27 protein-coding genes are annotated in these 24886 nt (G+C 71.1%); 12 read left to right on the forward strand and 15 right to left on the reverse strand.

The window, feature by feature from the left end:
- Positions 1–171: 171 nt before the first annotated feature.
- Entirely contained in the window at positions 172–2232 is a 2061-nt protein-coding gene (locus JNB62_RS00990) for an NAD(+) synthase (protein WP_220299011.1), read from the reverse strand.
- Positions 2233–2388: 156 nt separating this feature from the next.
- Between JNB62_RS00990 and JNB62_RS00995 the strand changes: the two genes are divergently transcribed.
- Together JNB62_RS00995 and JNB62_RS01000 are read left to right on the forward strand one after the other, a co-directional pair.
- A complete protein-coding gene (locus tag JNB62_RS00995) occupies positions 2389–6003 on the forward strand; it encodes a TM0106 family RecB-like putative nuclease (protein ID WP_220299012.1) in 3615 nt (1204 codons plus the stop codon).
- A gap of 62 nt (positions 6004–6065) precedes the next feature.
- A complete protein-coding gene (locus tag JNB62_RS01000) occupies positions 6066–6386 on the forward strand; it encodes a DUF3467 domain-containing protein (protein WP_018172956.1) in 321 nt (106 codons plus the stop codon).
- Between the two features lie 46 nt (positions 6387–6432).
- Here JNB62_RS01000 and upp read toward each other — a convergent pair whose 3' ends face one another.
- Positions 6433–7065, reverse strand: a complete 633-nt coding sequence (gene upp, locus JNB62_RS01005) for a uracil phosphoribosyltransferase (RefSeq protein WP_220299013.1) — start codon at positions 7063–7065, stop codon at positions 6433–6435.
- Between the two features lie 180 nt (positions 7066–7245).
- Here upp and JNB62_RS01010 point away from each other — a divergent pair, with 180 nt between their 5' ends.
- The gene (locus tag JNB62_RS01010) at positions 7246–7677 is read left to right on the forward strand and encodes a nucleoside deaminase (RefSeq protein ID WP_220299195.1); all 432 of its coding nucleotides are present in this window, start codon (positions 7246–7248) and stop codon (positions 7675–7677) included.
- Between the two features lie 144 nt (positions 7678–7821).
- Here JNB62_RS01010 and JNB62_RS01015 read toward each other — a convergent pair whose 3' ends face one another.
- From JNB62_RS01015 to JNB62_RS01035, 5 genes are all read right to left on the reverse strand, one after another.
- Complete coding sequence (locus JNB62_RS01015) at positions 7822–8751, reverse strand: LLM class F420-dependent oxidoreductase (protein WP_220299014.1); 930 nt, start codon at positions 8749–8751, stop codon at positions 7822–7824.
- Between the two features lie 28 nt (positions 8752–8779).
- The gene (locus JNB62_RS01020; protein ID WP_220299015.1) at positions 8780–9751 is read right to left on the reverse strand and encodes a cation diffusion facilitator family transporter; all 972 of its coding nucleotides are present in this window, start codon (positions 9749–9751) and stop codon (positions 8780–8782) included.
- A gap of 89 nt (positions 9752–9840) precedes the next feature.
- The gene (locus JNB62_RS01025) at positions 9841–10953 is read right to left on the reverse strand and encodes an alpha/beta hydrolase (RefSeq protein WP_220299016.1); all 1113 of its coding nucleotides are present in this window, start codon (positions 10951–10953) and stop codon (positions 9841–9843) included.
- An 84-nt stretch (positions 10954–11037) separates the two neighbouring features.
- On the reverse strand, positions 11038–11718 hold the full coding sequence (locus tag JNB62_RS01030) for an SRPBCC domain-containing protein (RefSeq protein ID WP_220299017.1): 681 nt from the start codon (positions 11716–11718) through the stop codon (positions 11038–11040).
- A gap of 1 nt (position 11719) precedes the next feature.
- Positions 11720–12106, reverse strand: coding sequence for an ArsR/SmtB family transcription factor (locus JNB62_RS01035; protein WP_220299018.1), 387 nt, complete (start codon positions 12104–12106; stop codon positions 11720–11722).
- Positions 12107–12187: 81 nt separating this feature from the next.
- On the opposite strand from JNB62_RS01035, the gene proC reads away from it, so the two are divergent.
- A complete protein-coding gene (proC, locus tag JNB62_RS01040; protein WP_220299019.1) occupies positions 12188–13030 on the forward strand; it encodes a pyrroline-5-carboxylate reductase in 843 nt (280 codons plus the stop codon).
- 12 nt (positions 13031–13042) lie between these two features.
- Here proC and JNB62_RS01045 read toward each other — a convergent pair whose 3' ends face one another.
- From JNB62_RS01045 to JNB62_RS01055, 3 genes are read right to left on the reverse strand one after another with little or no spacing between them, the layout of a single operon-like run.
- Positions 13043–13420 carry a YybH family protein gene (locus JNB62_RS01045; RefSeq protein ID WP_220299020.1) on the reverse strand — a complete coding sequence of 126 codons (378 nt, stop codon included), beginning with the start codon at positions 13418–13420 and terminating at the stop codon, positions 13043–13045.
- Positions 13421–13459: 39 nt separating this feature from the next.
- Positions 13460–14131: a potassium channel family protein gene (locus JNB62_RS01050; RefSeq protein WP_220299021.1), complete on the reverse strand. Its 672-nt coding sequence runs from the start codon at positions 14129–14131 to the stop codon at positions 13460–13462.
- Positions 14124–15503 carry a TrkH family potassium uptake protein gene (locus JNB62_RS01055; RefSeq protein WP_220299196.1) on the reverse strand — a complete coding sequence of 460 codons (1380 nt, stop codon included), beginning with the start codon at positions 15501–15503 and terminating at the stop codon, positions 14124–14126. Before JNB62_RS01055 ends, JNB62_RS01050 begins: the two co-directional genes overlap by 8 nt.
- 171 nt (positions 15504–15674) lie before the next feature.
- On the opposite strand from JNB62_RS01055, the gene JNB62_RS01060 reads away from it, so the two are divergent.
- Positions 15675–16085 (forward strand): ArsR/SmtB family transcription factor, encoded by a 411-nt coding sequence (locus JNB62_RS01060; protein ID WP_220299022.1) that lies wholly within the window; start codon positions 15675–15677, stop codon positions 16083–16085.
- A gap of 85 nt (positions 16086–16170) precedes the next feature.
- Here the strand turns inward: JNB62_RS01060 and JNB62_RS01065 are convergent, their stop codons facing one another.
- Positions 16171–16977 (reverse strand): ABC transporter permease, encoded by an 807-nt coding sequence (locus JNB62_RS01065; RefSeq protein ID WP_220299023.1) that lies wholly within the window; start codon positions 16975–16977, stop codon positions 16171–16173.
- Positions 16974–17882 (reverse strand): ATP-binding cassette domain-containing protein, encoded by a 909-nt coding sequence (locus tag JNB62_RS01070; RefSeq protein WP_220299024.1) that lies wholly within the window; start codon positions 17880–17882, stop codon positions 16974–16976. Before JNB62_RS01070 ends, JNB62_RS01065 begins: the two co-directional genes overlap by 4 nt.
- A 101-nt stretch (positions 17883–17983) precedes the next feature.
- On the opposite strand from JNB62_RS01070, the gene JNB62_RS01075 reads away from it, so the two are divergent.
- From JNB62_RS01075 to JNB62_RS01095, 5 genes are all read left to right on the forward strand, one after another.
- On the forward strand, positions 17984–18913 hold the full coding sequence (locus tag JNB62_RS01075; RefSeq protein ID WP_220299025.1) for a TetR/AcrR family transcriptional regulator: 930 nt from the start codon (positions 17984–17986) through the stop codon (positions 18911–18913).
- A 123-nt stretch (positions 18914–19036) separates the two neighbouring features.
- On the forward strand, positions 19037–19228 hold the full coding sequence (locus JNB62_RS01080; RefSeq protein ID WP_163618319.1) for a helix-turn-helix domain-containing protein: 192 nt from the start codon (positions 19037–19039) through the stop codon (positions 19226–19228).
- Between the two features lie 83 nt (positions 19229–19311).
- Positions 19312–19410, forward strand: coding sequence for a 30S ribosomal protein bS22 (locus JNB62_RS01085; RefSeq protein ID WP_003792170.1), 99 nt, complete (start codon positions 19312–19314; stop codon positions 19408–19410).
- A 70-nt stretch (positions 19411–19480) separates the two neighbouring features.
- Entirely contained in the window at positions 19481–19774 is a 294-nt protein-coding gene (locus JNB62_RS01090) for a rhodanese-like domain-containing protein (protein ID WP_220299026.1), read from the forward strand.
- A 19-nt stretch (positions 19775–19793) separates the two neighbouring features.
- Positions 19794–20045 (forward strand): glutaredoxin family protein, encoded by a 252-nt coding sequence (locus JNB62_RS01095; protein ID WP_220299027.1) that lies wholly within the window; start codon positions 19794–19796, stop codon positions 20043–20045.
- Between the two features lie 7 nt (positions 20046–20052).
- Here JNB62_RS01095 and JNB62_RS01100 read toward each other — a convergent pair whose 3' ends face one another.
- Together JNB62_RS01100 and JNB62_RS01105 are read right to left on the reverse strand one after the other, a co-directional pair.
- Positions 20053–20841 (reverse strand): tyrosine-protein phosphatase, encoded by a 789-nt coding sequence (locus tag JNB62_RS01100; protein WP_220299028.1) that lies wholly within the window; start codon positions 20839–20841, stop codon positions 20053–20055.
- A 26-nt stretch (positions 20842–20867) separates the two neighbouring features.
- Positions 20868–22400, reverse strand: coding sequence for an FAD-dependent oxidoreductase (locus JNB62_RS01105; protein ID WP_220299029.1), 1533 nt, complete (start codon positions 22398–22400; stop codon positions 20868–20870).
- Between the two features lie 65 nt (positions 22401–22465).
- On the opposite strand from JNB62_RS01105, the gene JNB62_RS01110 reads away from it, so the two are divergent.
- Positions 22466–23017 carry a helix-turn-helix domain-containing protein gene (locus tag JNB62_RS01110; protein WP_220299030.1) on the forward strand — a complete coding sequence of 184 codons (552 nt, stop codon included), beginning with the start codon at positions 22466–22468 and terminating at the stop codon, positions 23015–23017.
- A 37-nt stretch (positions 23018–23054) separates the two neighbouring features.
- On the opposite strand, the gene aspS is transcribed toward JNB62_RS01110, so the two are convergent.
- Positions 23055–24395 carry an aspartate--tRNA(Asn) ligase gene (gene aspS, locus JNB62_RS01115; RefSeq protein WP_220299031.1) on the reverse strand — a complete coding sequence of 447 codons (1341 nt, stop codon included), beginning with the start codon at positions 24393–24395 and terminating at the stop codon, positions 23055–23057.
- A 73-nt stretch (positions 24396–24468) separates the two neighbouring features.
- Between aspS and JNB62_RS01120 the strand changes: the two genes are divergently transcribed.
- Positions 24469–24885, forward strand: a complete 417-nt coding sequence (locus JNB62_RS01120; protein WP_223230851.1) for a DUF6264 family protein — start codon at positions 24469–24471, stop codon at positions 24883–24885.
- Position 24886: the final 1 nt, after the last annotated feature.

Below are 24886 nucleotides of genomic sequence, written 5' to 3' on the forward strand. Positions count from 1 at the left end.
CGTTCGGCCCGGGCGCCCGGCATCCACTCTCCTTCGTGCTGCCGAAAGCGTCGAACGCTGTCGAAAGCATCTGGCGCGAATGCCGATTTCGACAGCGTGGGCGATGGGCGTGCGGCGCCGCCCGTCGGAGCCGGTGGACGAGGGATGCCGGGCCCCCGGCATCCACGATCCTCAGTCCTCGACGAGGTCGGGCAGCGCCTCCGCGAGCTCGGCCAGCCACGCGCGGGCGTTGCCGTCCGACGGGGCGCGCCAGTCACCGCGCGGCGACAGCGAGCCTGCAGGCGACACCTTGGGGCCGTTGGGGATCGCCGAGCGCTTGAACTGCGCGAACGCGAAGTAGCGCTGGAGGAACACCTGCAGCCACTTGACCACGGTGGGCAGGTCGTAGGCGAAGCGGTCGTCTTCGGGGAATCCGGGCGGCCACGCGCCGGCCTCGGCGTCGCGCCACGCGTGCTCGGCGAGGTACGCGATCTTCGACGGGCGGAAGCCGTAGCGCAGGACGTGGAAGAGGGCGAAGTCGTGCAGCGCGTACGGGCCGATGCGGTCCTCGGTGGACTGCATCTTCCCGTCCTGGCCGGCGGGCACGAGCTCGGGCGAGATCTCGGTGTCGAGCACCGACTGCAGCACCTTCGCCTCGGCCTCGTCGACGCCCTCGCCGTGCGCGATCACCCAGCGGATGACGTGCTGGATGAGGGTCTTGGGCACGCCGGCGTTCACCGCATAGTGGCTCATGTGGTCGCCGACGCCGTACGTCGCCCATCCCAGGGCGAGCTCCGACAGGTCGGATGTGCCGATGACCATGCCGCCGTGGTGGTTCGCCAGGCGGAAGAGGTAGTCGGTGCGCAGCCCTGCCTGCACGTTCTCGAACGTCACGTCGTGCACGGGCTCGCCGCCGGCGAAGGGATGCCCGAGCCGCTGAAGCATCTCGGTCGCGGCGGGGCGGATGTCGATCGTCTCGATGGACGCGCCCACGGACTTGGCGAGCGCGATGGCGTTCGACTTGGTGTGGTCGCTCGTGGCGAAGCCGGGCATCGTGTAGGCGAGGATGTCGCTGCGCGGACGGCCCATGCGGTCCATGGCGCGCGCCACGACGAGCAGCGCATGGGTCGAGTCGAGGCCGCCGCTCACGCCGATGACGGGCTTCGGGCCGCCGATCGCGCTGAGACGCTGCACGAGCCCCGAGACCTGGATGTTGAATGCCTCGTAGCAGTCCTGCGCCAGCCGGGCCGGGTCGTCGGGCACGAACGGGAAGCGGTCCAGCGTGCGCAGCAGGCCGATGTCGGTGCGGGGCGGGTCGAGGCGGAAGTGGACGGTCCGGAACTCCGCGTCGGCCCCGGTCGCGCGGCGGTTGTCGTCGAACGTGCCCTGGCGCAGCCGGTCCTGCCGCAGCCGGTCGAGGTCGACGTCGGCGATCGAGCGGCGCGGCCCGTCGGGGAAGCGCTCGGTCTCGGCGAGCAGGTTGCCGCCCTCGTAGATCATCGTCTGGCCGTCCCACGACACGTCGTTCGTGGACTCGCCGGTGCCGGCCGCGGCGTACGCGTACGCGGCCAGGCAGCGCAGCGACTGCGACTGCACGAGGTCCTTGCGGTCCTCGGCGCGGGCGATCGTGATGGGACTGCCGCTGAGGTTCAGCAGCACCGTGGCGCCCGCGAGCGCGGCGCGCGACGACGGCGGGATCGGCACCCACACGTCCTCGCACACCTCCGCGTGCACCACGAGCCCCGGCACGTCGAGAGACTCGAACAGCAGGTCGGGACCGAAGGGCGCTTCGAGCGTGCCGACCCGGATGTCCTGACCCGACTGGTCGTCGCCCGGCGCGTACCAGCGCCTCTCGTAGAACTCGCGGTACGTCGGCAGGTAGGACTTGGGTGCGACCCCGAGCAGCTCGCCGCGGTGGATCACGACGGCGCAGTTGTAGAGGCGGTTGCGGTGGCGCAGCGGCGCGCCCACGACGAGGATCGGGAGAAGATCGACGGATGCCTCGACCAGGCGCTCGATCGCGCGCTCCACGGCATCGAGCACGGGGTCCTGCATCACGAGGTCGTCGATCGCGTAGCCGGTGAGGCACAGCTCGGGGAAGACGGCGACCGCGACGGCGTCGGCGTCGCATGCGCGCGCGCTCTCGAGCACGGCCTCGGCGTTGGCGGCCGGGTCGGCGATCGCGACCGGGATCGTGCACGCCGCGATGCGGGCGAACCCGTGGCGGTACGCGCTCTCGAAGGGCAGGCTCATGCGCCCAGTCTTGCAGGTGGCGCAGGGCTTGCGGCATCCATTCATCCGGGCTCCGCTGTCACGATCCGCTGACCGGCAGCGCCGATTGCGACAGGGGAGCCGAGGGCGACTGGTGTCGTAGGGCGCGGCTACTGTCGAAGGGGAGAAGGGGAGCACATGCGCTACATCGAAGGCGAAGGCCGGATCGTCTGGAGTGCGAGCGACCTCAAGGCCGCGGCCGAGTGCGAGTTCGCGTGGCTGCGCGCGATCGATGCGCGTCTGGGCCGCGTCGCGGCGGTCGAAGAGCCCGAGGACCTGACGCTCGAGCGCGCCGGCCGCCTGGGCACCGTGCACGAGCGGCGTGTGCTGGCCGACTACATCGCGCGCTTCGGCGATCGCGTCGTCGAGATCCCCGAGACGCGATCGACGGATGCCGCGGCCCTCGCCGACGCGGTCGCGCGGACGAACGCCGCCCTCGCCTCGGACGCCGAGGTCGTCTACCAGGCCGCCTTCGCCACGGAGTCCTTCGTCGGGTTCGCGGACTTCCTCGTGCGGGACGACGAGGGCCGCTGGCTCGTGCAGGACACGAAGCTCGCCCGGCACGCCCGCGTCACCGCCCTCATGCAGCTGGCCGCGTACGTGCATCAGCTGGATCGCCTGGGCGTGCCGCGGTCCGACCGCGTGCAGCTGCTGCTGGGCGACGGGAGCGTCAGCGAGCACGAGGTCGACGATCTGCTCCCCGTCTTCCAGCTGCGGCGCGAGCGCCTGGCCGCGCTCGTGGCCGACCGCCGCCTCGACCTCGGTGCGGCGGGCGAGCCGATCGCGTGGGGCGACCCCCGCGGCGAGCTCGGCGTCGTGGCGTGCGGCCGGTGCGCGACGTGCGACGCGGAGGTCGTGGCATCCCGCGATCTTCTCCTCGTGGCGGGGATGCGCCCCGTGCAGCGCGAGCGTCTGCGCGACGGCGGCGTGGTCACGATCGAGCAGCTGGCCGAGGCTCCCCACGCACCGGCCGGGATGAACCCCGATGTCTTCGCGTCCCTGCGCACGCAGGCGCGGCTGCAGCTGCTGAGCCCGGCCGGCACGCCGCCGCTCATCGCGCCGAAGCACCCCGCCGAGGTGGTCGAAGCGGCCGTGCTCGGCGGCGAGGGCGGCGTCGTGCTCGCCGTCGCCGAAGAGGCGCCGCCGGCTCCGCCGCTGCCGGTGTACGAGGTGGTGGCGCCGAAGGCGCTGGGTGCGCTGCCGCGGCCCGACCACGGCGACCTCTTCTTCGACTTCGAGGGCGATCCGCTCTACTCCGAGCCGCCCGTGCCCGGCGAGCCGACGCAGTGGGGCATCGACTACCTGTTCGGCTGGGTCGACACGCGCGAGCAGTACACGGCACTCTGGGCGCACAGCTTCGCCGACGAGAAGCGCGCGCTCGAGGTGTTCCTCGACCTCGTCAACCTGCGCCGGCAGCAGTACCCCGGCATGCACATCTACCACTACGCCCCGTACGAGCCCACGCACCTGCTCGCGATGGCCGCCCGCCACGGGGTGCGCGAGGCCGATGTGGACCGGCTGCTGCGCGACGGCGTCTTCGTCGACCTGTACCCGATCGTGCGGCGTGCGCTGCGGGTCGGATCGCGGTCGTACTCCATCAAGAAGCTCGAGCCGCTCTACATGGGCGACGAGGTGCGCACCAGCGACGTCCAGAAGGGCGACGACTCGATCGTCCGGTACGTCGACGCCCGCGCGCTCCAGGCCGACGGCGACGAGGCCGCGGCCGGCCTCGTGCTCGACGACCTCGCCGACTACAACCGGTACGACTGCGTCTCGACGCGGCGCCTGCGCGACTGGCTCGTCGACAGGGCGCGCGAGGCGGACCTGAGGCCGTCGACCGATCCCGAGCCCGACGAGAGGGCGTACGAGCCGTCGCCGCGCGCGACGATGCTCGACCGGCTGGCGCAGGACCACGTGGACCGCGAGGGGGCCGACTCCGCTGCGGCGCGGTCCCTGCGCCTGGGCGCCGCGGCGATCGACTACTATCCCCGCGAGGCGAAGTCGTTCTGGGCCACGCACTTCCTTCGGCTGCGCGAGCCCGTCTCGCTGTGGGACGAGAACCGCGACGTGGTCGTCGTCGACCACGCCCGCAGCACCGTGCGCGAGGACTGGCACTTCGCCGAGAGCGGCCGCGGCGGCGAGCGACGGATCGTCGAGATCCACGGCGACCTCGCTCCCGGCACGCGGCTCAGCGAGGGGACGAACCCGTTCGCCCTGTACGAGCTGCCCGCGCCGTATCCGTTCGAGGCCCGCGCGAGGTGGATCCACTCGTACCGCTCGGTCACCGTGCTCGAGGTGCTCGACGACGGAGCGGTGATCGAAGAGACGGCCGTCGACGGCATCACGTGGAGCGAGCTGCCCCTGGCGCTCACCCCGCAGGCGCCGCCCAGCGCGGGCAATCAGCAGTCCGCCATCGACGCGTGGGCGGATGCCGTCATCGCGGCGTCGCCCGGACTGCCGGCCGACCCCGCCACCGACATCCTGGGGCGCCAGGCGCCCCGCACGCTGTCGGGCACGCTGCCCGAGGCCGGTGACGACGTGGTCGACGCGATCGCGCGCGCCGTGCGCGACCTCGACCGCAGCTACCTCGCGGTGCAGGGCCCGCCCGGAACGGGCAAGACGTATGTCGGCTCGCATGTCATCGCCCGGCTCGTGCGCGACCACGGCTACAAGGTCGGCGTCGTGGCCCAGGGGCACGCGACGATCGAGCAGCTGCTCGAGCGCGTCATCGCCGCGGGGGTTCCGGCGTCGCAGGTCGGCAAGGCCCCGAAGGACGCGGCCGCCGCCCACGGGTTCACGGTGCTGCCCAAGAACGGGGTCGCGGCGTTCACCGCCGAGCACGAGGGCGAGGGCTACGTCATCGGCGGCACCGCGTGGGACTTCAGCCATGAGGGACGCGTGCCGCGCGGCAGCCTCGACCTGCTCGTCGTGGACGAGGCGGGCCAGTTCTCGCTCGCCTCGACGATCGCGGTCTCGCTCGCCGCGCCGCGTCTGCTGCTGCTCGGCGACCCCCAGCAGCTGCCGCAGGTGAGCCAGGGCACGCACCCTGCCCCGGTCGACACCTCGGCGCTCGGCTGGGTCATGGACGGCGCCGACGTCATCCCGCCCGAGTTCGGCTACTTCCTCGCGCAGACGCGGCGCATGCGCCCGGAGGTCGCCGCGACGGTCTCGACGCTGTCGTACCGCGGCGAGCTCGAGGCTCACCCGTCGACGGCTCTGCGCAGCATCGACGGCATCCAGCCCGGCCTCGTGCCGGTCGCCATGCGCCATCACGGCAATGCGACGCAGTCCCTCGAAGAAGCGGCAGAGGTGGCCCGGATCGTCGGCGATCTGGTCGGCCGGGCGTGGACGGACGTGCGCACCGACGACGCCGACGGCGTGTCGGTCGCGCAACCCGCGCGCCCGCTCGAGCAGCGCGACCTCATCGTCGTGACGCCCTACAACGCCCAGCAGGTGGCGGTCGAAGAGGCGCTCGCCGCCGCCGGCTTCCCGGGCGTCCCGGTCGGGACGGTCGACAAGTTCCAGGGCAAGGAGGCCGCGGTCGCGATCGTGTCGCTCGCCGCCTCGAGCGGACGCGATGCGCCGCGCGGACTGGAGTTCCTGCTGCTGCGCAACCGGCTCAACGTCGCGATCTCACGGGCGATGCACACCGCGTACGTCATCTACTCGCCGGGGCTGCTCGACGATCTGCCGTTCACACCCGAGGGCGTCGCCCGGCTGAGCGGCTTCGCGCGGCTCGTCGGGCGCGGCTGAGCGACGCCGCCACCCGTTAGACTCGCGCACACCGCCGGAAGCGACTGGCAGAAGGAGCCCGCATGGCCGAGGACGCACCGCGCCAGTTCGAGATCGATCTGCCGCCCGAGCTCATCGGCGGCGCCTACGCCGACTTCGCGAACGTGTGGCACACGCCCACGGTCTTCGTGATGGACTTCCTGACCCTCGCCCAGCCGCCCCGCGAAGACGTCGACGCCGAGACCGGGCAGCGCCATACGGTCGTGCCGGCGCGCGTCGTGAGTCGCATCCGCATCCCTCCCGAGCAGGTGTTCGAGCTCGCGAAGGCGCTGACGCAGCAGCTCGAGTTCTGGGAGCGCGAGACCGGCCGCCGCAACCCGCAGGAGCCGCAGCTCGGCGACTGAGCGCCGATGCCCGGCGGCGCCGACGCGGCGCCCGGGATCTCCGAGCTCAGACCGTGCCGTACAGGCGGTCGCCGGCGTCGCCGAGGCCGGGCACGATATAGCCCTTCTCGTTGAGCCTCTCGTCGAGGGCGCCGAGCACGAGGGTGACGTCGCGGCCGTCGACCTGCTTCTCGATGGCGGCGACGCCCTCGGGGGCGCCGAGGATGCAGATGGCGGTGACGTCCTGCGCGCCACGTTGGAACAGGAACTCGATGGCCGCGCCGAGCGACCCGCCCGTGGCGAGCATGGGGTCGAGCACGAAGCACTGGCGGTCGCTGAGGTCGTCGGGCAGGCGCTCGGCGTAGGTCGACGGCTCGAGCGTCTCGTGGTCGCGCACCATGCCGAGGAAGCCGACCTCGGCGGTCGGGATCAGCTTGACCATGCCTTCGAGCATGCCCAGGCCGGCGCGGAGGATCGGGACCACGAGCGGACGCGGCTCGTCGATCCGCACGCCGGTCGTGGTCGTCACGGGCGTCTGGATCTCGATCGGCGCGACGCGCACGTTGCGGGTCGCCTCATACGCGAGCAGCGTCACCAGCTCTTCGGTGAGCTGACGGAACACCGGCGACGAGGTGCGCTGGTCGCGCAGCACCGTGAGCTTGTGGGTGATGAGCGGGTGGTCGGCGACGTGCAAGCGCATGGCACCAGATTACTGGGCGCGCGGTGGGTCTCCCAGATCAGGAGATCTCGCGGCGGCAGGACGCTTCTCGCGCCATCGTCCTGCGCAGGCGAGATCTCCTGATTCCGTGAACGGGGATCGCCGGGCCGACCGCCCGGATACGCTCGGGGGGTGAACGTCGACCCCGCCGACCTTGCCGCGATGGACCGCGCGCTCCAGCTCGCCGCGCACGCGGGGGAGTCCGGCGACGTCCCGGTCGGTGCGGTGGTGACGGATGCCGGCGGCCGGGTGATCGGCGAAGGCCTGAACCTGCGCGAACGCGACCACGACCCGACGGCCCACGCCGAGGTCGTCGCACTGCGCGCGGCGGCTGCCGTGCGCGGCGACTGGAACCTCGACGGCTGCACGCTCGTGGTGACCCTCGAGCCGTGCCTCATGTGCGCCGGCGCCATCCTGCAGGCACGCATCTCGCGTGTCGTGTTCGGCGCGTGGGATGACAAGGCCGGCGCCGTGGGGTCGATGTACGACGTCGTGCGCGACCGGCGCCTGCCGTACCGCGCCGAGGTGGTGGCCGGCGTGCGTGAGGACGAGGCATCCACTCTTCTGCGGGGCTTCTTCGACGCCCGTCGCTGACGCAGCGGCTGCGATCCCCTGCGGACGAACGCGTTCACTTGCGCTGAACGTACGCTCGAATCCAGTCTCGGCGTACAAACAGCGCAAGTGAACCTATTCATACCCGCGCCCCGTGCGAGGGCGGCGGGCCGGACCGGGCGGTGGTCAGCGCGGCAGGTGGGGCAGCACCTCGGTGCCGAGGTACTCGACGTGCGACACGTCCTGCAGGTCCATCAGCTGGAAGTACACGCGCTGGGCGCCCAGCGCAGCGAGGCGTTCGACCTTCGCGACGATCTCGTCGCGTCCGCCCACGATGTCGACGTCGCGGCGCAGCTCGTCGACGGTGCGTCCGATGTTGGCGGCGCGCCGGTCGAGTTCGGAATCGGATGCCGCGGCCAGCGTGGGCAGGGCGACCGACAGCTTCAGCGACCCGGGGTCGCGGCCGACGCGCTCGCACGCGGCGCGCACGCCGGTGAACTTCTCGGCGATCACCGGTTCGGGCTGGAAGCCGATGTTGAACTCCGTCGCGAACCGCGCAGCCAGTTCGGGGGTGCGCCTCGGGCCGCCGCCGCCGACGATGACGGGCACGCGTTCCTGGACCGGCTTGGGCAGGGCCGGGGCATCCGTCAGCTCGTAATGGGCGCCCGCGAAGCTGTACGACCCGCCGACCGGCGTCGCCCACAGGCCCGTGACGATCTGCAGCTGCTCCTCGAGCAGATCGAACCTCTTGGCAGGGAACGGGATGCCGTACGCCCGGTGCTCACGCTCGAACCAGCCGGTGCCGAGCCCGAGCTCGGCGCGCCCGTGCGACATCGCGTCGACCTGGGCGACCTGGATCGCGAGCAGGCCGGGCACGCGGTAGGTGACCGACGACACGAGCGTGCCCAGACGGATGCGGGAGGTCTCGCGCGCGAGGCCGGCCAGCGTCGTCCACGCGTCCGTCGGACCCGGCAGCCCCGAGCCGTCGCCCATGTGCAGGTAGTGGTCCGATCGGAAGAACCCGTCGAAGCCGAGCAGTTCGGCGGTCTGCGCGAAGGCGAGCTGGTCGTCGTAGCTCGCGCCCTGCTGGGGCTCGGTGAAGATGCAGTATTCCATGGGTCCGGTGCCTGAGCCTGTCGAGGGGTCAGTTCGAGGAGGTGATCACGAACTCCGACGTCGGCGGCGTCGGGTCGGTGCCGGGCCGGTAGATGTCGGGCTCGAAGTAGATGACGCGTGCGGTGGGCACCGCCTCGCGCACCCGGGCCTCGACCCTGTCGATGTCGGCGGCGACCTGGGCGAGCGACGCGTCGGACGCGAAGCCGAGCTTGGCGGCGACCAGCAGCTCGTCGGGTCCGAGGTACAGCGTCTTGATGTGGATGAGCTTCTCGACCTCGGGACCGGACTCGATGGCCGTCACGATGCGGTCGTAGTCGGCATCCGTCGCCCCCTCGCCGACGAGGAGGCTCTTCGTCTCGATGCCGAGGACGATCGCGATGAGGATCAGCAGCGTGCCGATCATCAGCGTGCCGAGGGCGTCGAACAGTGAGTTGCCCGTGATGACGGTGAGGCCCACTCCCAGCAGCGCGAAGCACAGGCCGGTGAGGGCGCCGACGTCTTCGAGCAGCACGACGGGCAGCTCGGGCGCCTTGGCGCGACGCACGAACGACACCCACGACTGGCCCTTCGCCCGCACGTGGTTGCTCTCTCGCACGGCGGTGCGCAGCGAGAAGCCCTCGAGGACGATCGAGATGACGAGCACCACGATCGGCAGCCACCACCACTTCTCGTCGAGCGCGTGGGGGTGGGTGATCTTCTCGACGCCCTCGTAGATGGCGAACAGGCCACCCACCGAGAACAGGATGATCGACACCACGAACGCGTACACGTAGCGCTCGCGGCCGTAGCCGAACGGGTGCTCGCGGTCGGCGGACTTCTTCGCCCGCCGGCCGCCCAGCATCAGCAGCAGCTGGTTGCACGAATCGGCGACCGAGTGGATCGCCTCGGCCAGCATCGACGCCGAACCCGAGAGGAACCATGCCACGAACTTCGCGAGGGCGATGCCCATGTTCGCCAGGAACGCCGCGAGGATCGCCTTGCCGCCGCCGGAAGCACTCATGCCGATGAGTCTACGGACACTTGGTCGCGTGCCTCGCCCCGTGCGAGCGCCGCGGCCGCGACGCGCCGCTGCCCGCCGCGTGCGTCGGATCAGTCGGACGAGCGCAGGATGATGGCCTCGGTCGGCGGAGCCGGGTCGTGCGGGTGCCCGACGTACCCGATGACCTCCAGGAGCGCGTGCCGGAACTCGGCCGGCCGCTCGAGATGAGGCGAGTGACCGACGCCCTCCAGGCTCACCTCGGCGACCTCGCCGCCGGCGGCCGCATAGCGCCCGAGCACGTCCCGGGTCTGCGACACCATCTCCTGCGGCGGCGCGACGTCGTCGCCGGGCCACCCCGGGATCACGCCCAGCTTGCCGAGGTGGTTGAGGTCGTAGAACGAGGCGTCCGACACGATGGCGTCGGCGGTGCCGTGGATCCACAGGATCGGCGGCTTCGGGTCGAGGTCCACGATGCCCGATACATCGAAGTGGCCGGGCGCCATCGTGTTGAGCACGCCGAGGCCGCCCGCGCCGAAGCCCGGCCAGCTCTCGCTCTGGACGGCGTCGCCGGGGTAGTTGCCGGTGGCGGTCGAGGTGCTGAGCATCGACTCGACCCATACGTCCTCGTGCGCGGTCGTGTAGCCCGCGGCGACGTAGCCCGAGCGGAACACGCTGCGCGGCGACGTGGGCGCCTCGTCGGTGGTGTCGTGGTCGATCAATCGCTGGACGAAGTCGGGGTTCGCGCCGCCGCCTCCGCAGCCGGCGTCGTCGTCGGTCAGGCGCGTGCCGTCGCGCCGCGTGCCGCCGAAGCCGTAGGGCGAGACGGGCGACTGCAGCGTAAGGCTGAGCACGGGGTGATCGAGCGCGTACTGCATGATCACGCCGCCGCCCATCGACCACCCGACGAGGTGCGCGGTCTCGATGCCGAGCGTCTGCAGCGTCGCGTACAGGTCGTCGCTGAAGTCCCGCACGCCGCGCGTCGCGTCGACGGGGGCGCTCTCGGTGCCACCGAAGCCGCGCAGGTCGACGGCGATGACGCGCAGGTCGGAGGGGAGGTCCTGCATGGTCTCTTGCCAGAACAGCGACGACGACACGTTCCCGTGGATGAGGACCACGGTGCGCTCCGCCGGCGCGGCCGGATCGTCGCCCGCCCGCTCCAGCACGTTGACAGACAGATCGGGCGTCTCCACGATGCGAGCGGTGATGCCGTCGAAGAGGGTCATATCGGGTTCTCCACGTCTCGCAGAGGCCCCTGCGCCCCCGCACCTCCGAGGATAGACCGCGTCGCCGCCGTTGTGAATCACCTTTCAGGTTGTGGGGTCCGTACCCTCCGTCGGCGTCTGGCCGGTGTAGAACGCGAAGGTGTTGCCGGCGGCGCGGTGGGCTTCGGCCGGATCGGCGCCGGCCGCGGCGTGCGCGGCGCCCCACGCGTCGGCCGCGCCGCGGTAGAAGGCGCGACCCTCGTCCGTGAACGCCCAGGCCTCGGCGTCTTCGGGGGAGGGGCCGACGCCGCCGGTGAGGTGCAGCGCGAGGCCGAGGAGTCCGCCGTCCCAGCCGACGCCGGTCGCGCCGGGTCCGTAGGTCTCCCAGAACCCGGGCGGGACGTCGTCGGTGCGCGCCACGTGCTCCAGTTCGAGACGCGTCGCGTCCGCACCCTCGGCTGTCAGGCGCACCGTGAGCCAGGTCACGCCGCCGCCGTACTCCCACGTCGCCTTGTAATGCGCGGCTCCGGCGGCGGGCGGCACGCACTCCTGGATCTCGCCACCCGCATTGTTCTCGATCTGATAGCGCCCGCCGGCACGCAGGTCGCCCGAGATGGGCTGGAACCACCGCGCGATGCGGGATGCGGTCGTGACGGCATCCCATACGTCCTCGATGGGCGAGGGGTACGTCTGCGCGAGCGTCTGCACCCGCGCGGCGTAGCCGTCGATGTCCTCGTCGGCGATCTCGCGCGTCACCGCGGCGAGCTGGCCCTGTACGTCGACCATGTCAGTCCTCCTGTGGATCGGTCGTGTGCGTGTCGTCGGTCTCGGCATCGCGCTCGGCCGCGAGGCGGCGTTCGCGCCGGCCGCGCGCGAGCTCGGTGGCCAGGGCGTCGAGATGCGGCTGCCAGAACCGCCGGAACGGGTCGAACCACGCCGCTGCGGATGCCAGCGGCTCGGGGTCGATCGCGTACAGGCGACGGGCGCCGTCGGGGCGCACGGTCGCGAACCCGGACTCCCGCAGCACCCTGAGGTGCTGCGAGACCGCGGGCTGCGAGATGCCGAACTCGCGCTGCACGTCCTGGCCGATCTCGCCGGCGCTGCGCTCGCCCTCCGCGAGGAGTTCGAGGATGCGCCGGCGAACGGGGTCGCCGAGGATGTCGAGCGCGTGCATGGATCGATGATTGCGTTAACACTTATATAAGTCAAGACCGAAGCGAGGGATGCCGTCACGCCCGGCTCGTAGGATGACGCCATGGCTGAAGAAACCCCGACCCTCCCGCCCATCGCGATCCTCGGCGCCGGCTCGATGGGCGGCGCGATCGCACGCGGGCTGTCCCGCTCGGGGCTGGCGACGGCGGGTGTCACGGCGACGAACCGGTCGCGTGAGAAGGCGGCAGAGCTCGCCGGCCTCGAGGGGGTCACGAGCATCGCGCTGGAGGAGCGCGCGACCGGCAACACCGACGCCGCGGCTGCCGCCGACATCGTGCTGGTCGGCGTGAAGCCCGCGATGGTGCCCGACCTGCTGCGCGAGATCGCCCCGGTGCTCCGCCCCGGCACGCTCGTCGTGAGCCTCGCGGCCGGCGTGACGATCGAGACGTTCGAGCGGATCCTCGGCGATGCGGCGGTGCTGCGCTCGATGCCCAACACGCCCGCCCTCGTCGGTCGCGGGGTCACCGGCCTCGCCGCCGGTTCGCGCGCCGACGCCGGCGCCGTCGCCCTCGTGCGGCGTCTGTTCGAGACGGTGGGCACGGTGATCGAGGTGCCCGAAGCGCAGATCGACGCGCTGTCCACCATCTCGGGGTCCGGTCCCGCCTACTTCTTCCTCGTCGTCGAGGAGTTCACGAAGGCCGCGATCGGCAAGGGGTTCGCCGAGCACGAGGCCCGGCTCATGGCCGAGCAGACCTTCGTCGGCGCGGCGGCCCTGCTGGAGGCATCCGATCACGATCCGGCCGAGCTGCGCCGGCAGGTGACGAGCCCCAAGGGCACCACCGAGCGGGCCGTCGCGGCGCTGCAGGACGCCGCCCTCGACGAGGTCTTCGCGCGCGCCACCGACGCCGCCCTGGCCCGCGCGAAGGAGCTGGCGGCGGGGGCGTGACGGCGCGGGGCGTCAGCTCTTGTGCGCCTGATCCATCCACCATTCGGTGAAGGCCTCGGCACGGCGGTCCTCGGCGAGGTCGATCACCCACAGGTTGCTGTACACGGTGCCCGAGTCGTAGCGCGTCACGCCCTCGACGATCGCGCGGCGGCCGTCCACGGCCGTCACGTCGCCCTCGAAGCGGTACGTGCCGGGTTCGTCGCGCCGGTCCAGCCAGGACGCGACGATCGCGTCCTGGCCCGTCACGGCAGTCGTCCACGGCTCGTACCGGTACACGGCCTCGGGGGTGAAGACGGCGCGGATGTCGTCCGGATCGTTCGACTCCCACGCCCGGAGGTAGCCGTCGAGCCACGCACGCGCCGCAGCCAGGGTCTGGTCTCGTTCGGTCATGACGGCAGTCTGCGCGGGGGCGCCGACATCCGTCCAGGCTCAGCGCTCGAGTGACGCGAAGCGCTCGATGTCGGAGTTGGTGCCCGACACGATGATGAGGTCGTGGTTGGTCACGACGGTGTTGGCCTCCGCGTAGCGGAACGGCTTGCCCGGGCTCTTCACACCGACGACCGTCACGTTGTACTTCGTGCGCACGCCCGACTCGTTGAGGCCCTTGCCGCGGATGAACTTCGGCGGATATAGCTTGGCCAGCGCGAAGTCGTCGTCGAACCGGATGAAGTCGAGCATGCGGCCGCTCACGAGATGCGCGACGCGCTCGCCGGCCTCGCGCTCGGGGTAGATCACGTGGTTGGCGCCGACGCGGGCGAGGATCTTGCCGTGCGACTGCGACACGGCCTTCGCCCAGATCTGCGGCACCTTCAGGTCGACGAGGTTCGCCGTGATGAGGACCGAGGCCTCGATGGAGGAGCCGACCGCGACGACGGCCACCTGGAAGTCCTGCGCGCCGATCTGCTTGAGCGCGTCGATGTTCTTGGCGTCGGCCTGCACCGTGTGCGTGACCCGCTCCGACCACTTCTGCACCAGGTCGAGGTTCTCGTCGATCGCGAGCACCTCGCGGTCCAGGCGATCGAGCTCGCCGGCGCAGGCGGCGCCGAAGCGGCCCAGTCCGATGACCAGGACGGGCGCGTCGCCCCTCAAGCGCTCAACCAACGATCGGCCTTTCGACGGGCAGCGAGTAGAGCTGCGAACGGTTCGTCGCGGCCACGGCCGCGGCGAGAGTCACTGTACCAACGCGACCCATGACGATCGTGAGGGCGAGGACGTACACGGCGGGATCGGGGAGCGTCTCGGTCAGCCCCGTCGACAGGCCGACGGTCGCGAAGCCCGAGATCACGTCGAACAGCACGTCGCCGAGATCGGCCTTCGTGATCTGCGTGATGATGATCGTCGAGATCGCGACGATCGTCGCGCCCCACGCGACGACCGACAGCGCGACCCGCAGCACATCGCTCGGGATGCGGCGGCCGAACACCTGGTTGGACGCCCGGCCCTTCGCCTCCGAGACGACGGCGAGGGCGATCACGGCGAGCGTGGTCACCTTGATGCCGCCGGCGGTGGATGCCGAGCCGCCGCCGACGAACATGAGCATGCAGGCGACGAGCAGGCTCGACTGGTTGAGCTGCCCGATGTCGAGGATCGCGAAGCCGCCGGATCTGGTCATCGCCGACAGGAAGAACGCCTGGAACGTCGTGTCCCAGGCGTCGTTGGTGCCGAGTGTCAGCAGGTTGTCGTACTCCAGGACGAGGAAGACGACGCCGCCCAGGAAGAACAGGGTCACGGTCGTGATGATCGTGAGCTTGGCGTGCAGCGACCACCGGCGCACGTGCCACAGCTGACGGCGGAGCGTGTAGATCACGGGGAAGCCGATGGAGCCCAGGAACACGCCTGCCATCAGCACCGTGAGGAAGAAGTAGTCGTGGCGGAACGGCTCCAGGCCCTGCGGGTTGGGGGTGAAGCCGGTGTTGGTGAACGACATCGCCGCGTAGAAGGGCGCCTCCCACAGCGCGACGTTCCACGGCACGCCCGCGACCAGCAGCCCGGGGTAGAGCAGGATGGCGATGCCCGCCTCGATGACGAGCGTCGACAGCGCGACCGTCGCGAGCAGGCTGCCGATCTGACCCAGCTGCACGGTCTGGCTCTCGTTGACCGGGCCGCCGTGCGTGCGCAGCGGGTTGGTGTCGCTCGCGGCGATGAGCTTCGCCCGCAGCCCCAGCCGTCGCGAGATGACGAGACCCAGGATCGACGCGAGGGTCAGCACGCCCAGCGCGCCGATCTGCACGCCGACGAAGACCAGCACGTGCCCGAACGGCGACCAGTGCGTCGCCATGTCGACCGTCGCGAGGCCCGTGACGCAGATGGTCGACACCGCCGTGAAGAACGCGTCCGCGAACGGCGTCCGAACCCCGTCGGCCGCCGCGATGGGCAGCGAGAACAGCACCGTGAAGACAAGGATCAACGACAGGAAGATGATGATCGCGAACCGGGCAGGGGAGCGCTGCGTGAGGTCGCGGAAGAACTCCATGAAGGCGTGACCGATCGCCCGGACGCGGCCCGCCGCACCGACGGGGGCGCGCCTGCCATCCGTCATACGGAATCCTCCCTGGGCGAATCGGCACGCGTGCACCCGACACCCCGTGGGCGCCAGGCGGTCGTGCTCATGGTACTCGGCAGGGGTCCCGACTACTCTGAGCCTATGGCGGACATCTTCGACGTGATCGCGGACCGAACGCGTCGCGACATCCTTCGACTGCTGCTCGATCGCTCATCCGCCGGGGAACGCGGCACCAGCGTGTCGCACATCGTCACGGAGCTCGGTGCCAGCCAGCCGACGGTGTCGAAGCACTTGAAGGTGCTGCGCGACGCGCACCTCGTCTCGGTCCGCGAAGAAGGCCAGCACCGCTACTACAGCCTGTCCGCGGCGCCGCTGGACGAGGTCGACGACTGGCTGGTCCCCTTCCTGGACGACGACGGACTCGGCGACGCCGCCGCCCCTGCCGGCACCCTGACCGAGTCCGCCGCGCACGCCGCTGACGTCGTCGGCCGCGCCGCGGCCTCCGCCAAGCACGCGTTCGAGACGGCGCTGAAGAAGCTGCCGGGTCGCTGACCACTCGACAGGCTCAGGGACCGCGAGATGACGGGATGCCGCGGCCCGCGGCATCCCGTCATCGTCTGTCATGGCGGCTCGACCGTCAGCGTCGCCCGCTCTTGCGGCCGAACAGCCACGCACCCCACACGGCCGAGGCGGCGAGGATCAGCACGCACCAGCCGACGGCCCACAGCGGCTCGGTGCCGAGCTCGGTGCCCATCAGGAGCCCGCGGATCGTCTCGATGATCGGCGTGATGGGCTGGTTGTCGGCGAACCACTGCAGCCACGTAGGCATCGTGTCGACCGGCACGAAGGCGCTCGACAGGTACGGCAGGAACAGCAGGATGAACCCGTAGCCCGACGCCGCCTCGGGGCTGCCGGCGGCCAGCCCGATGGCTGCGAAGAGGTACGTGATCGTCAGGATGTACAGCGCGATGAGCGCCGTCGCGCCGAACCAGGCGGCGACGCCGCCGGTCGGACTGAATCCGAGCAGCAGCGCGACGCCGATCACGACGGCCGTGGCCAGCAGGTTGCGCACGAGGCTCGAGATCACGTGGCCGGTGAGCACCGCCCCCGCGCGCAGCGGCATCGTGCGGAACCGGTCGATGATGCCGCTCGACATGTCGCGGGCGACGTAGGTCGCCGTCGTGGCGGCGCCGAAGCCGGCGCACAGCAGGATGATGCCCGGCACGACGTAGTCGACGTACGAGCCGTCGGGGTCGAGCGCGCCGCCGAACACGAACGTGAACAGCAGCATGAGCATCACGGGCAGCATGATCGACATGCTGAGCGACTCGCCGTCGCGCAGCGACTGCGTCATGCTGCGGCGGACGAACACCGCTTCGGCGGTGAATCCGCGAAGGCGCGGACGGGGGACGGCCGTGACGGCGGCCGGGGCGAGGGCGGTCATGCGTACTCCTTGGCGGTGTCGTGGGCGGGTCGCGCACCCGGCGTGCCGGTGAGCGACAGGAAGACGTCGTCGAGCGTGGGGCGTCGCAGCGTCACCTCGGCGCCCGGCACGTCGTCGACGTCGAGCTGGGCGATCGCGGCCCGCAGGCCGGCGACGCTGCCGTCGGTGGGGATCTCGTGCACCACGGTGCCGGCGGCATCGGTCAGCACGACGGTGTCGCTGCCGACGAGCGCCTTGAGCTCGGCGGGCGTGCCGGTGGCGACGATGCGTCCCTCGTCGAGCACGGCGATGCGGTCGGCGAGCTGGTCGGCCTCTTCGAGGTACTGCGTCGTGAGGAACACGGTCGTGCCCGCGTCCGACAGCGACCGGATGACCTCCCACAGGTCGCGCCGACTGCGCGGATCGACGCCGGTCGTGGGCTCGTCGAGGAACAGCACCTCGGGCACGACGACGAAGCTCAGCGCGAGGTCGAGCCGGCGGCGCATGCCACCGGAGTACGTGCGCACGCGCCGGGTGGCGGCATCCGTCAGCGCGAACCGCTCCAGCAGCTCCGCCGCGCGGGTGCGCGCGCGGCGAGGCGACAGGCCCGACAGGCGGCCGAGCATCACGAGGTTCTCGGTGCCGGTCAGCATGTCGTCGACGGCGGCGGACTGACCCGTCAGCGCGATGCGCTGGCGCACGGCGTCGCGGTGGGTGGCGACGTCGAAGCCGGCGACCGCCGCGCTGCCGCGGTCGGGCCGCTGGAGGGTGGTGAGGATCGAGATCGTCGTCGTCTTGCCGGCGCCGTTCGCGCCGAGCAGGGCGAAGATCTCGCCGCGGGGGACGGTGAGATCGAGCCCGTCGAGGACGACGGAGCGCCCGAAGCTCTTGCCGAGCCCGCGGATGTCGATGGCGGGAGCGTTCATGCGTGGCATCCTTCCGTGTGTATGAGGGAAACTGTTTACGATCGCAACTGTTTATGACAGTAACACACTGTTTACGGAATAAACAGTCCTAGGATGGCGACATGACCGAAGACGCCGAGCCTGAGCTCCCTCGCGGTATCGCCCTGGCGTGGGGCGTCGCTGCCAACCCGCAACGCGGCCCCAAGCGGGAGATGAGCGTCGAGCGCATCGTCGAGGCCGCCGTCGAGATCGCCGATGCCGAGGGTCTCGGTGCGGTGTCGATGGCAGCCGTCGCGGCGCGCATGGGCTTCACGCCGATGTCGCTGTACCGCTACGTCAGCGCCAAGGAGGACCTGATCCTGCTGATGCAGGAAGAGGCGACGGGCGCGCCTTCCGATGCCGTGCGCGAGGCCGGAGGCTGGCGCGAGCAGCTGGAGGCGTTGTACCGCGAGCAGATCCAGGGTCACCTGGCCCACCCGTGGGTGCTCGACATCCCCATCTCGGGAGTCCCGGTCACCCCGAACATGGCCGCGTGGATGGATGCCGGGCTCCATGCGCTCGCCGACACGCACCTGACCTACGAGGAGCGCCTGGCGGTCGTGCTGTTCGTGAGCGGGGCGGCGCGCTGGGCCGGCAGCATCTTCGCCGGCTACGCGCGGCTCGAACGCGAGCGGGGCATGGATGCCCCCACCATCACCCGCAGCGAGGATGCGCTGTTCCGCGCCCTCATCACGGGGGACGCCTATCCCGACCTTCGCGCGGCGATCGAGGCGGGGGCCTTCCTCGACGAGTCCGATCCGTTCGCCTTCGCGCTCGCCCGCGGTCTGGACGGCATCGGCGACTACATCGCCGCCGCGGCGGAGGGGCGTCACGAGCCGAGCGTCCCGTGGACTGGGCCGGACGACGCCGACATCGCCGACGACAAGAAGTACCGAGAGGCGCGCAAGGCGGTGCGCGACGCCGAGAAGGTGCTGCGCGCCGCCCGCAAGGCCGAACGGCTGGAGGCGCGCGCCGCGCGCGAGCGCCGCGCCAAGCATGGGCCGGCCGCGTGATCGCCGCGTCTCGCGAGTCCCACAGGTCACACGGGTTTACACACGTCCCGACGGCGTTCTAGAGTGATCCACAGCTGATCTGGGTTTCGGCGTGTCGCAGCGATTCTGGGGAAGGTGAATGGCATGGCAGAACTGTCGGATGTGCGCTTCCTCACGGTCGCCGAGGTGGCCGAACTGATGCGTGTCTCGAAGATGACGGTCTATCGACTCGTGCATTCGGGCGAACTGCCGGCCGTGCGTTTCGGGCGCAGCTATCGCGTGCCCGAATCGGCCGTCACGGAGGCCCTGCAACGGCCCATCGCCGACGTCGGCTAGACTGTTCCGAGGCATTTTCCGTATCTGCCCGTTCCCGGGCGCCGCACACGCCGCGCCCAGACCCCGACATAGTGAGGTTTTCCGTGGGTTCTGTCATCAAGAAGCGCCGCAAGCGCATGGCGAAGAAGAAGCACCGCAAGCTGCTTCGCAAGACTCGCCACCAGCGCCGCAACAAGAAGTAAGCGGCATCCGCACCTAGCGCCTGTCTCCGGACGGGCGCTTCGTGTATCCCCCGGATCCCGAAAGGCTGTCATGAAGTCCATCACCGTCCAGCAGCTGCGTCAGCGCGTCGAGACCCCGCTCATCGACGTGCGCGAGGTCGACGAGTACGCCGCCGGTCACGTGCCCGGCGCCGTCAACATCCCCATGTCGGCGATCGGCGGCCGCCTCGACGAGCTGCCCGACGGCGCGTTCGACGTCATCTGCGCGGTCGGCGGTCGCTCGGCCCGCGTGGCAGAGGCGCTCGAGGCGCGCGGCTACGACGTCACGAACGTCGACGGCGGCACCAACGAGTGGATCGCGGCCGGCTTCCCGGTCGAGGCCTGAGCGCACCGGACGGGCACGCATGACGACGCTCACGCTCATCGGCAAGCCCGACTGCCACCTGTGCGATGTCGCGCACGAGGTCGTCGAGGCCGTCGTGGCCGAGCTTCCCGAAGGCGCGGTCGAGGTCGAAGAGCTCTCGATCGCCGATGACCCGGCGCTCTATGCGCAGTGGTGGGAGAAGATCCCCGTCGTGCTCATCGACGGACAGCTGCACGGGCACTGGCGCGTCTCGCCCGAGCGTCTGCGCGTGGCGCTCGGCGCCGCGCGCTGACCCGCACTCAGGCCGTCAGGCGCGTCCGCAGGGCGTCGAGCTCGTCTTCGGTCAGGCCGCCCGACCGGAGATACGCGACCGAGCCGCCCTGCGCGTCGACCCACGCCAGCGCCTGCTCGATCGCCGCGGGCGGCGTCGCCGTCACGAGCGCGTCGAGCTCGGGAGTGAGCGGGACGCCCAGTGCGGTGACCGTGCCGCGCATGCGATCCGCCCACGGGCCCTCGAGGTTCGCCGCCGACGCGGCGTAGTCGGCGACGACGGCCGACCGCTCCGCGCCGACGGCGTCGAGGATCAACGCGACCGAGACGCCCGTGCGGTCCTTGCCGGCCGTGCAGTGCACGAGCACCGCGGTGGGGGAGTCGTCCCGGGATGCCGCGACCAGCCGCGCCGCCTCGGCGAAGGAGGGCGCGCCGTGCTCGAGCATCGAGACGTAGAGGTCGCCGAGGCCCGGCAGCTGAGCCAGCGCCGCCGCGACCGCCTGCTGTGCGGCATCCGGATCCGCCGCCTGCAGCGCCGCCTGCGCGAAGCCGGTCATCGCGCCCTCGAGCAGAGGGAGCTCGACGACCCGCAGGTCGCGGGTCGTCGGGAGCGTGTCGGGCGACATCGCGCGCTCGATGTCGGTGCGGAAGTCCGCGATCACGCCGATGTCGGTGGCCGCCAGCTGTTCGAGGCCCCGGGGCGTGAGCGTGGTCAGCGCTTCGGAGCGGTACAGCACCCCGCTGCGTGTCGCACCGCCTCCGGTGAGCGGTGTGCCGCCGGTGTCGCGGAAGTTCTGCAGGCCGTCGATCGTGATCACCGGTCCACCCTATGGGCGAGGCGTCCTCACGCCCGGCGACGCAGCAGCAGCACGCCGTCGTCGAGGTGGGCCGGGGTCCCGTCGGGCGCGGTGGCCTCGCGCCGGCGGACCTCGACGATCTCGGCCTGCCACTGATCGGGGACCAGGGCGAGGAGCGACAGCTCCTCGTCGGGTGTGCGCATGACGGGCGCATGATCGGGCACCTCACGTGCCCACGGCGGCGGCGCGGCGTGCGTCACGATCAGCAGGCGCCCGCCCGGCGCCACGTGGTCGGCAGCTTCGCGCAGCAGGCGCAGTCGCGGGAAGTCCGGCTCCCACGAGTGCAGGAAGCTCGCGAGGACGAGATCGAATTCGCCGCCGACGGATGCCGCACCGTCACCCGTCCGGAAGTCGACGTCGACGCCCCGCGACGCGGCCAGCGCGGCTGCGCGCGTCACGGCGGTCGTCGAGACGTCGACCCCCGTCGTGCGCCAGCCGTGCTCGGCGAGCCAGACGGCATCGCCGCCTTCGCCGGAGCCGAGGTCCAGCGCGGTGCCCGGTTCGAGCGGTGCGACCACCGCCGCCACGGTGGCGTTGACGCGGCCCGACCAGAACCGCCCCTCGGCGGCATAGCGTTCCTCCCACGCGGCGTTGCGCTCGGCGGTGCGCGCAGTGACAGCGAGCGCGAAGTCCTCGGCGGCCAGCATCCCGTTCACACCGGCGCCGGCCATGGATCCCGCCCCCATCGAGAGGGGCACGTTGCCGAACGGCGCCGTCACGTTGCCGGCAGCGAAGACTCGCGGGTGGCTCGTGGCGCCGCGCAGATCCGCGGCGAGGGGCGCCCCGGGCGCATCCGTGCGCGCGAGGTCCAGTCCGGCTGCGAACCCCAGATCGAGCTCGGGGGCGCCGCCGGCGAACAGCGCGTCGACGACGTGGCGGTCGCCGGAAGCCGTCGTGATCTCGAGCGCACCCTCTCGTCCGTGGGCTGCGCGGACCTCGTCCCGCACGATGCGGATTCCGCGGGCGGTGAACCGCACCACCGTCGTCTCGTCGAACGGTTCGGACGTGAACACCACGACGTCGTCCGACAGCTGCCGCACGAGCTCGACCTGGTGCAGGCTCGCCGCCGAGGTCGCGAGCACTCCGAGCCGGCGGCCGGCGACCTCCCAGCCGTGGCAGTACGGGCAGTGCAGCACCGTCCGGCCCCATTCCTGGTTCAGCCCGGGCACATCGGGAAGGACGTCGCGGATGCCCGTCGCGATGACGACCGCGCGCGCGGTGTCCATCGTCCCGTCGGTGCGGACCACGCGCAGCAGGTCAGCCTCGTCGATGAGCTCGGCTACGGCCCCGTCGGCGAACTCCACGCCGTACGACCGGGCCTCCTCCCTGCCCGTGGCGAGCAGCTCCGCCGGGGGTCTGCCGTCGTGGCCGAGAACACCGTGCATGTGCGCCGCGAACCTGTTGCGCGGCATCCCGCCGTCGATCACCAGCGTGCGACGCCGTGAGCGCCCCAGCATCTGCGCGGCGCTGAGGCCGGCCACACCGCCGCCGATGACGACGGCATCCCATTCGTTCTGCATGATTCCAGAGTCGTAGGGTGAGGGAGAATCCGCAAACGGCTTTGCAGAAATGGCAAGATGATCATATGGACGCACTGGATCAGGTCGGCCCGCGGCTGCGAGCGGCGCGCAAGGATCGCGGCTGGACGCTCGACGATCTCGCAAGCCGCGCTGGCATGTCGCCGAGCACGTTGTCGCGCCTCGAGGCCGGCAAGCGCCAGGCATCGCTGGAGCTTCTGCTGCCGCTCACGAGGCAGCTCGGGATCCGCATCGACGACCTGCTGCCCGACGCGCCTGCAGACCCGCGTGTGCACCGTCCGGTCCGGCGCCGCGAGGGCATGGTGATCGCGCCGCTGACGCTCGACCACTCGCCGGTGCAGACGTACAAGGTGACGTTCCCGGCGGCGACGCATGCTCCGGAGCCCCGGGTGCACGACGGGTACGAGTGGCTCTACGTGCTGAGCGGTCGCCTGCGTCTCGCGCTCGACGACCGAGAGCACATCATCGAGCGGGGCGAGGCTGCCGAGTTCGACACGCGGCTGCCGCACAGTCTGAGCGCGACCGCCGACGGTCCGGCCGAGGTTCTCAGCATCTTCAGCGCCTCGGGGGAGCGCATGCACACGCACGGAGCCCCGTGAGCGCCGAGGCGCTCACGGGGCTCCGTGACGGTCGTGCTTACGGCGCGAGGCGCGTCGGGCCGCGGAAGAGGTAGGTGACCTCGCGGATCGAGTCCTGGCCGAGCAGCAGCATGAGCACGCGCGCGAGGCCCATGCCGAAGCCGCCGTGGGGCGGGGCGCCGTAGCGGAAGAAGTCGAAGTAGAAGTCGAGGTGCTCGGCGCCCAGACCCTTCTCCTTGGCCTGCTCGATGAGCACGTCGACGCGGTGCTCGCGCTGCGCGCCCGTCGTGATCTCGACGCCCTTGAACAGCAGGTCGTACGACTTGGTGAGCCCGGTCTCTTCGTCGCGCATGTGGTAGAACGCACGGATCTCGGGGTGGTAGTCGGTGATGAACACGAACTGGTGGCCGTAGGTCTCTTCGACGTACGCCGAGATCTGACGCTCGCCCTCGGGGTCGAGGTCGCCGTCGGTGCGGGGGATCTCGTAGCCGCGGCTCTTGACGATCTCGCGCGCCTCGGCCAGCGGGATGCGCGGGAACGGGATGCTGGGCACCTGCACCTCGAGGCCGAAGAGCTCTTCGATCTCGGCGCCGTGCTTGTCCTTGACCGCCTGGAAGCCCGCCTGCAGCAGCTCCTCCTGCATCGCGGCGACATCCTCGTGCGAGTCGATCCAGCTGATCTCGGCGTCCACCGACGTGAACTCGGTCGCGTGCCGCGACGTGAACGAGGGGTCGGCGCGGAACGCGGGCGCGATCTCGAAGATCTTGCCGAAGCCGGCGACCTGCGCCATCTGCTTGAAGAACTGCGGCGACTGCGCGAGGTACGCCGTCTGATCGCCGAAGTACTCGAGCGAGAACAGCTCGGCGTTGGACTCGGATGCCGACGCCATGAGCTTGGGCGAGTGCACCTCGATGTAGTCGCGCTCGATCCAGTACGAGCGGAAGGCGTGCTCGAGCGTCGTCTGCACGCGGAAGATCAGGTTGTTGCGGCGCTGACGCAGGTCGAGGAAGCGCCAGTCCATGCGCTTGTCGAGACCCGAGTCGGCGGCGATCGGCGTCTCGGGCAGCGCCGCGGCGGCGATGTCGAGCGCGCCGATCTTGATCTCGACGCCGCCGAGCTTGACGCGCTCGTCGTGCTTGAGCTCGCCGGTGACGGTCAGGAACGTGCCGGTGGCGAGGTTCGAGATGAGGTCGGTGAGGGCGAGGGCAGCGGCATCCTGCTCCGTCCCGTCCTCTGCCGGACGCGTCGCCGGGTTCACCAGCTGGACCGCCCCGGTCTCGTCGCGAAGGATGACGAACTGCACCTTCTTCTGATCGCGGACGGTCTCCACCCAGCCCGACACCGAGACAGGGCCGTCGGGGAGGCCCTTCAACTGACTGACGAGAACGCGTTCACTCACGAGCGACAAGTCTACGTGCCCGGTCGGCGGCCACTTTGCGCGTACGGGCGTGGGCGACCGCTAGCATGCGGGCATGACGACGCCCGAGCCTGAGCCGGTGGCGCCCGGGCCACCGCCCGCCCCTTCCGCCGAACCGGGAAACGCCACGGCGGCTCGCGCCAAGCGGCCGGTCCGCGTGTGGGATCTCATCCTCACGATCATCCTGGTCGTGGGCGCCGTCGTCCTGGCGGCGCTCGCGTCGTTCATGGGCGTGTTCCTCGCGATGGCGTCTGACCCGTGCGGCGCCGTCGACTGCAACTTCGACCTCATCACCGCGGGCTTCCTGCTGGGCACCATCGGCCCATGGGTGGCCCTCGCCCTGACCGTCGCCGGCGCCGTCGTGCTGCTGGTGCTGCGCCGGCTCGCGTTCTGGGTGCCCGTGGTCGGCGCCGTGCTCATCGTGCTCGTCCTGATGTGCGCCTTCTGGCTCGCCGGCGCCGGTGTCCCGTAGG

The sequence above is a fragment of the Microbacterium jejuense genome (assembly GCF_019511665.1).
GTDB classification, from domain to species: domain Bacteria; phylum Actinomycetota; class Actinomycetes; order Actinomycetales; family Microbacteriaceae; genus Microbacterium; species Microbacterium jejuense_A.

Coding starts and splice junctions, on each gene's coding strand:
- JNB62_RS00990 (WP_220299011.1), bottom strand. CDS start 2,232: ATGAGCCTGCCCTTCGAGAGCGCGTACCGCCACGGGTTCGCCCGCATC.
- JNB62_RS00995 (WP_220299012.1), top strand. CDS start 2,389: ATGCGCTACATCGAAGGCGAAGGCCGGATCGTCTGGAGTGCGAGCGAC.
- JNB62_RS01000 (WP_018172956.1), top strand. CDS start 6,066: ATGGCCGAGGACGCACCGCGCCAGTTCGAGATCGATCTGCCGCCCGAG.
- upp (WP_220299013.1), bottom strand. CDS start 7,065: ATGCGCTTGCACGTCGCCGACCACCCGCTCATCACCCACAAGCTCACG.
- JNB62_RS01010 (WP_220299195.1), top strand. CDS start 7,246: ATGGACCGCGCGCTCCAGCTCGCCGCGCACGCGGGGGAGTCCGGCGAC.
- JNB62_RS01015 (WP_220299014.1), bottom strand. CDS start 8,751: ATGGAATACTGCATCTTCACCGAGCCCCAGCAGGGCGCGAGCTACGAC.
- JNB62_RS01020 (WP_220299015.1), bottom strand. CDS start 9,751: ATGAGTGCTTCCGGCGGCGGCAAGGCGATCCTCGCGGCGTTCCTGGCG.
- JNB62_RS01025 (WP_220299016.1), bottom strand. CDS start 10,953: ATGACCCTCTTCGACGGCATCACCGCTCGCATCGTGGAGACGCCCGAT.
- JNB62_RS01030 (WP_220299017.1), bottom strand. CDS start 11,718: ATGGTCGACGTACAGGGCCAGCTCGCCGCGGTGACGCGCGAGATCGCC.
- JNB62_RS01035 (WP_220299018.1), bottom strand. CDS start 12,106: ATGCACGCGCTCGACATCCTCGGCGACCCCGTTCGCCGGCGCATCCTC.
- proC (WP_220299019.1), top strand. CDS start 12,188: ATGGCTGAAGAAACCCCGACCCTCCCGCCCATCGCGATCCTCGGCGCC.
- JNB62_RS01045 (WP_220299020.1), bottom strand. CDS start 13,420: ATGACCGAACGAGACCAGACCCTGGCTGCGGCGCGTGCGTGGCTCGAC.
- JNB62_RS01055 (WP_220299196.1), bottom strand. CDS start 15,503: ATGGAGTTCTTCCGCGACCTCACGCAGCGCTCCCCTGCCCGGTTCGCG.
- JNB62_RS01060 (WP_220299022.1), top strand. CDS start 15,675: ATGGCGGACATCTTCGACGTGATCGCGGACCGAACGCGTCGCGACATC.
- JNB62_RS01065 (WP_220299023.1), bottom strand. CDS start 16,977: ATGACCGCCCTCGCCCCGGCCGCCGTCACGGCCGTCCCCCGTCCGCGC.
- JNB62_RS01070 (WP_220299024.1), bottom strand. CDS start 17,882: ATGAACGCTCCCGCCATCGACATCCGCGGGCTCGGCAAGAGCTTCGGG.
- JNB62_RS01075 (WP_220299025.1), top strand. CDS start 17,984: ATGACCGAAGACGCCGAGCCTGAGCTCCCTCGCGGTATCGCCCTGGCG.
- JNB62_RS01080 (WP_163618319.1), top strand. CDS start 19,037: ATGGCAGAACTGTCGGATGTGCGCTTCCTCACGGTCGCCGAGGTGGCC.
- JNB62_RS01090 (WP_220299026.1), top strand. CDS start 19,481: ATGAAGTCCATCACCGTCCAGCAGCTGCGTCAGCGCGTCGAGACCCCG.
- JNB62_RS01095 (WP_220299027.1), top strand. CDS start 19,794: ATGACGACGCTCACGCTCATCGGCAAGCCCGACTGCCACCTGTGCGAT.
- JNB62_RS01105 (WP_220299029.1), bottom strand. CDS start 22,400: ATGCAGAACGAATGGGATGCCGTCGTCATCGGCGGCGGTGTGGCCGGC.
- JNB62_RS01110 (WP_220299030.1), top strand. CDS start 22,466: ATGGACGCACTGGATCAGGTCGGCCCGCGGCTGCGAGCGGCGCGCAAG.
- JNB62_RS01120 (WP_223230851.1), top strand. CDS start 24,469: ATGACGACGCCCGAGCCTGAGCCGGTGGCGCCCGGGCCACCGCCCGCC.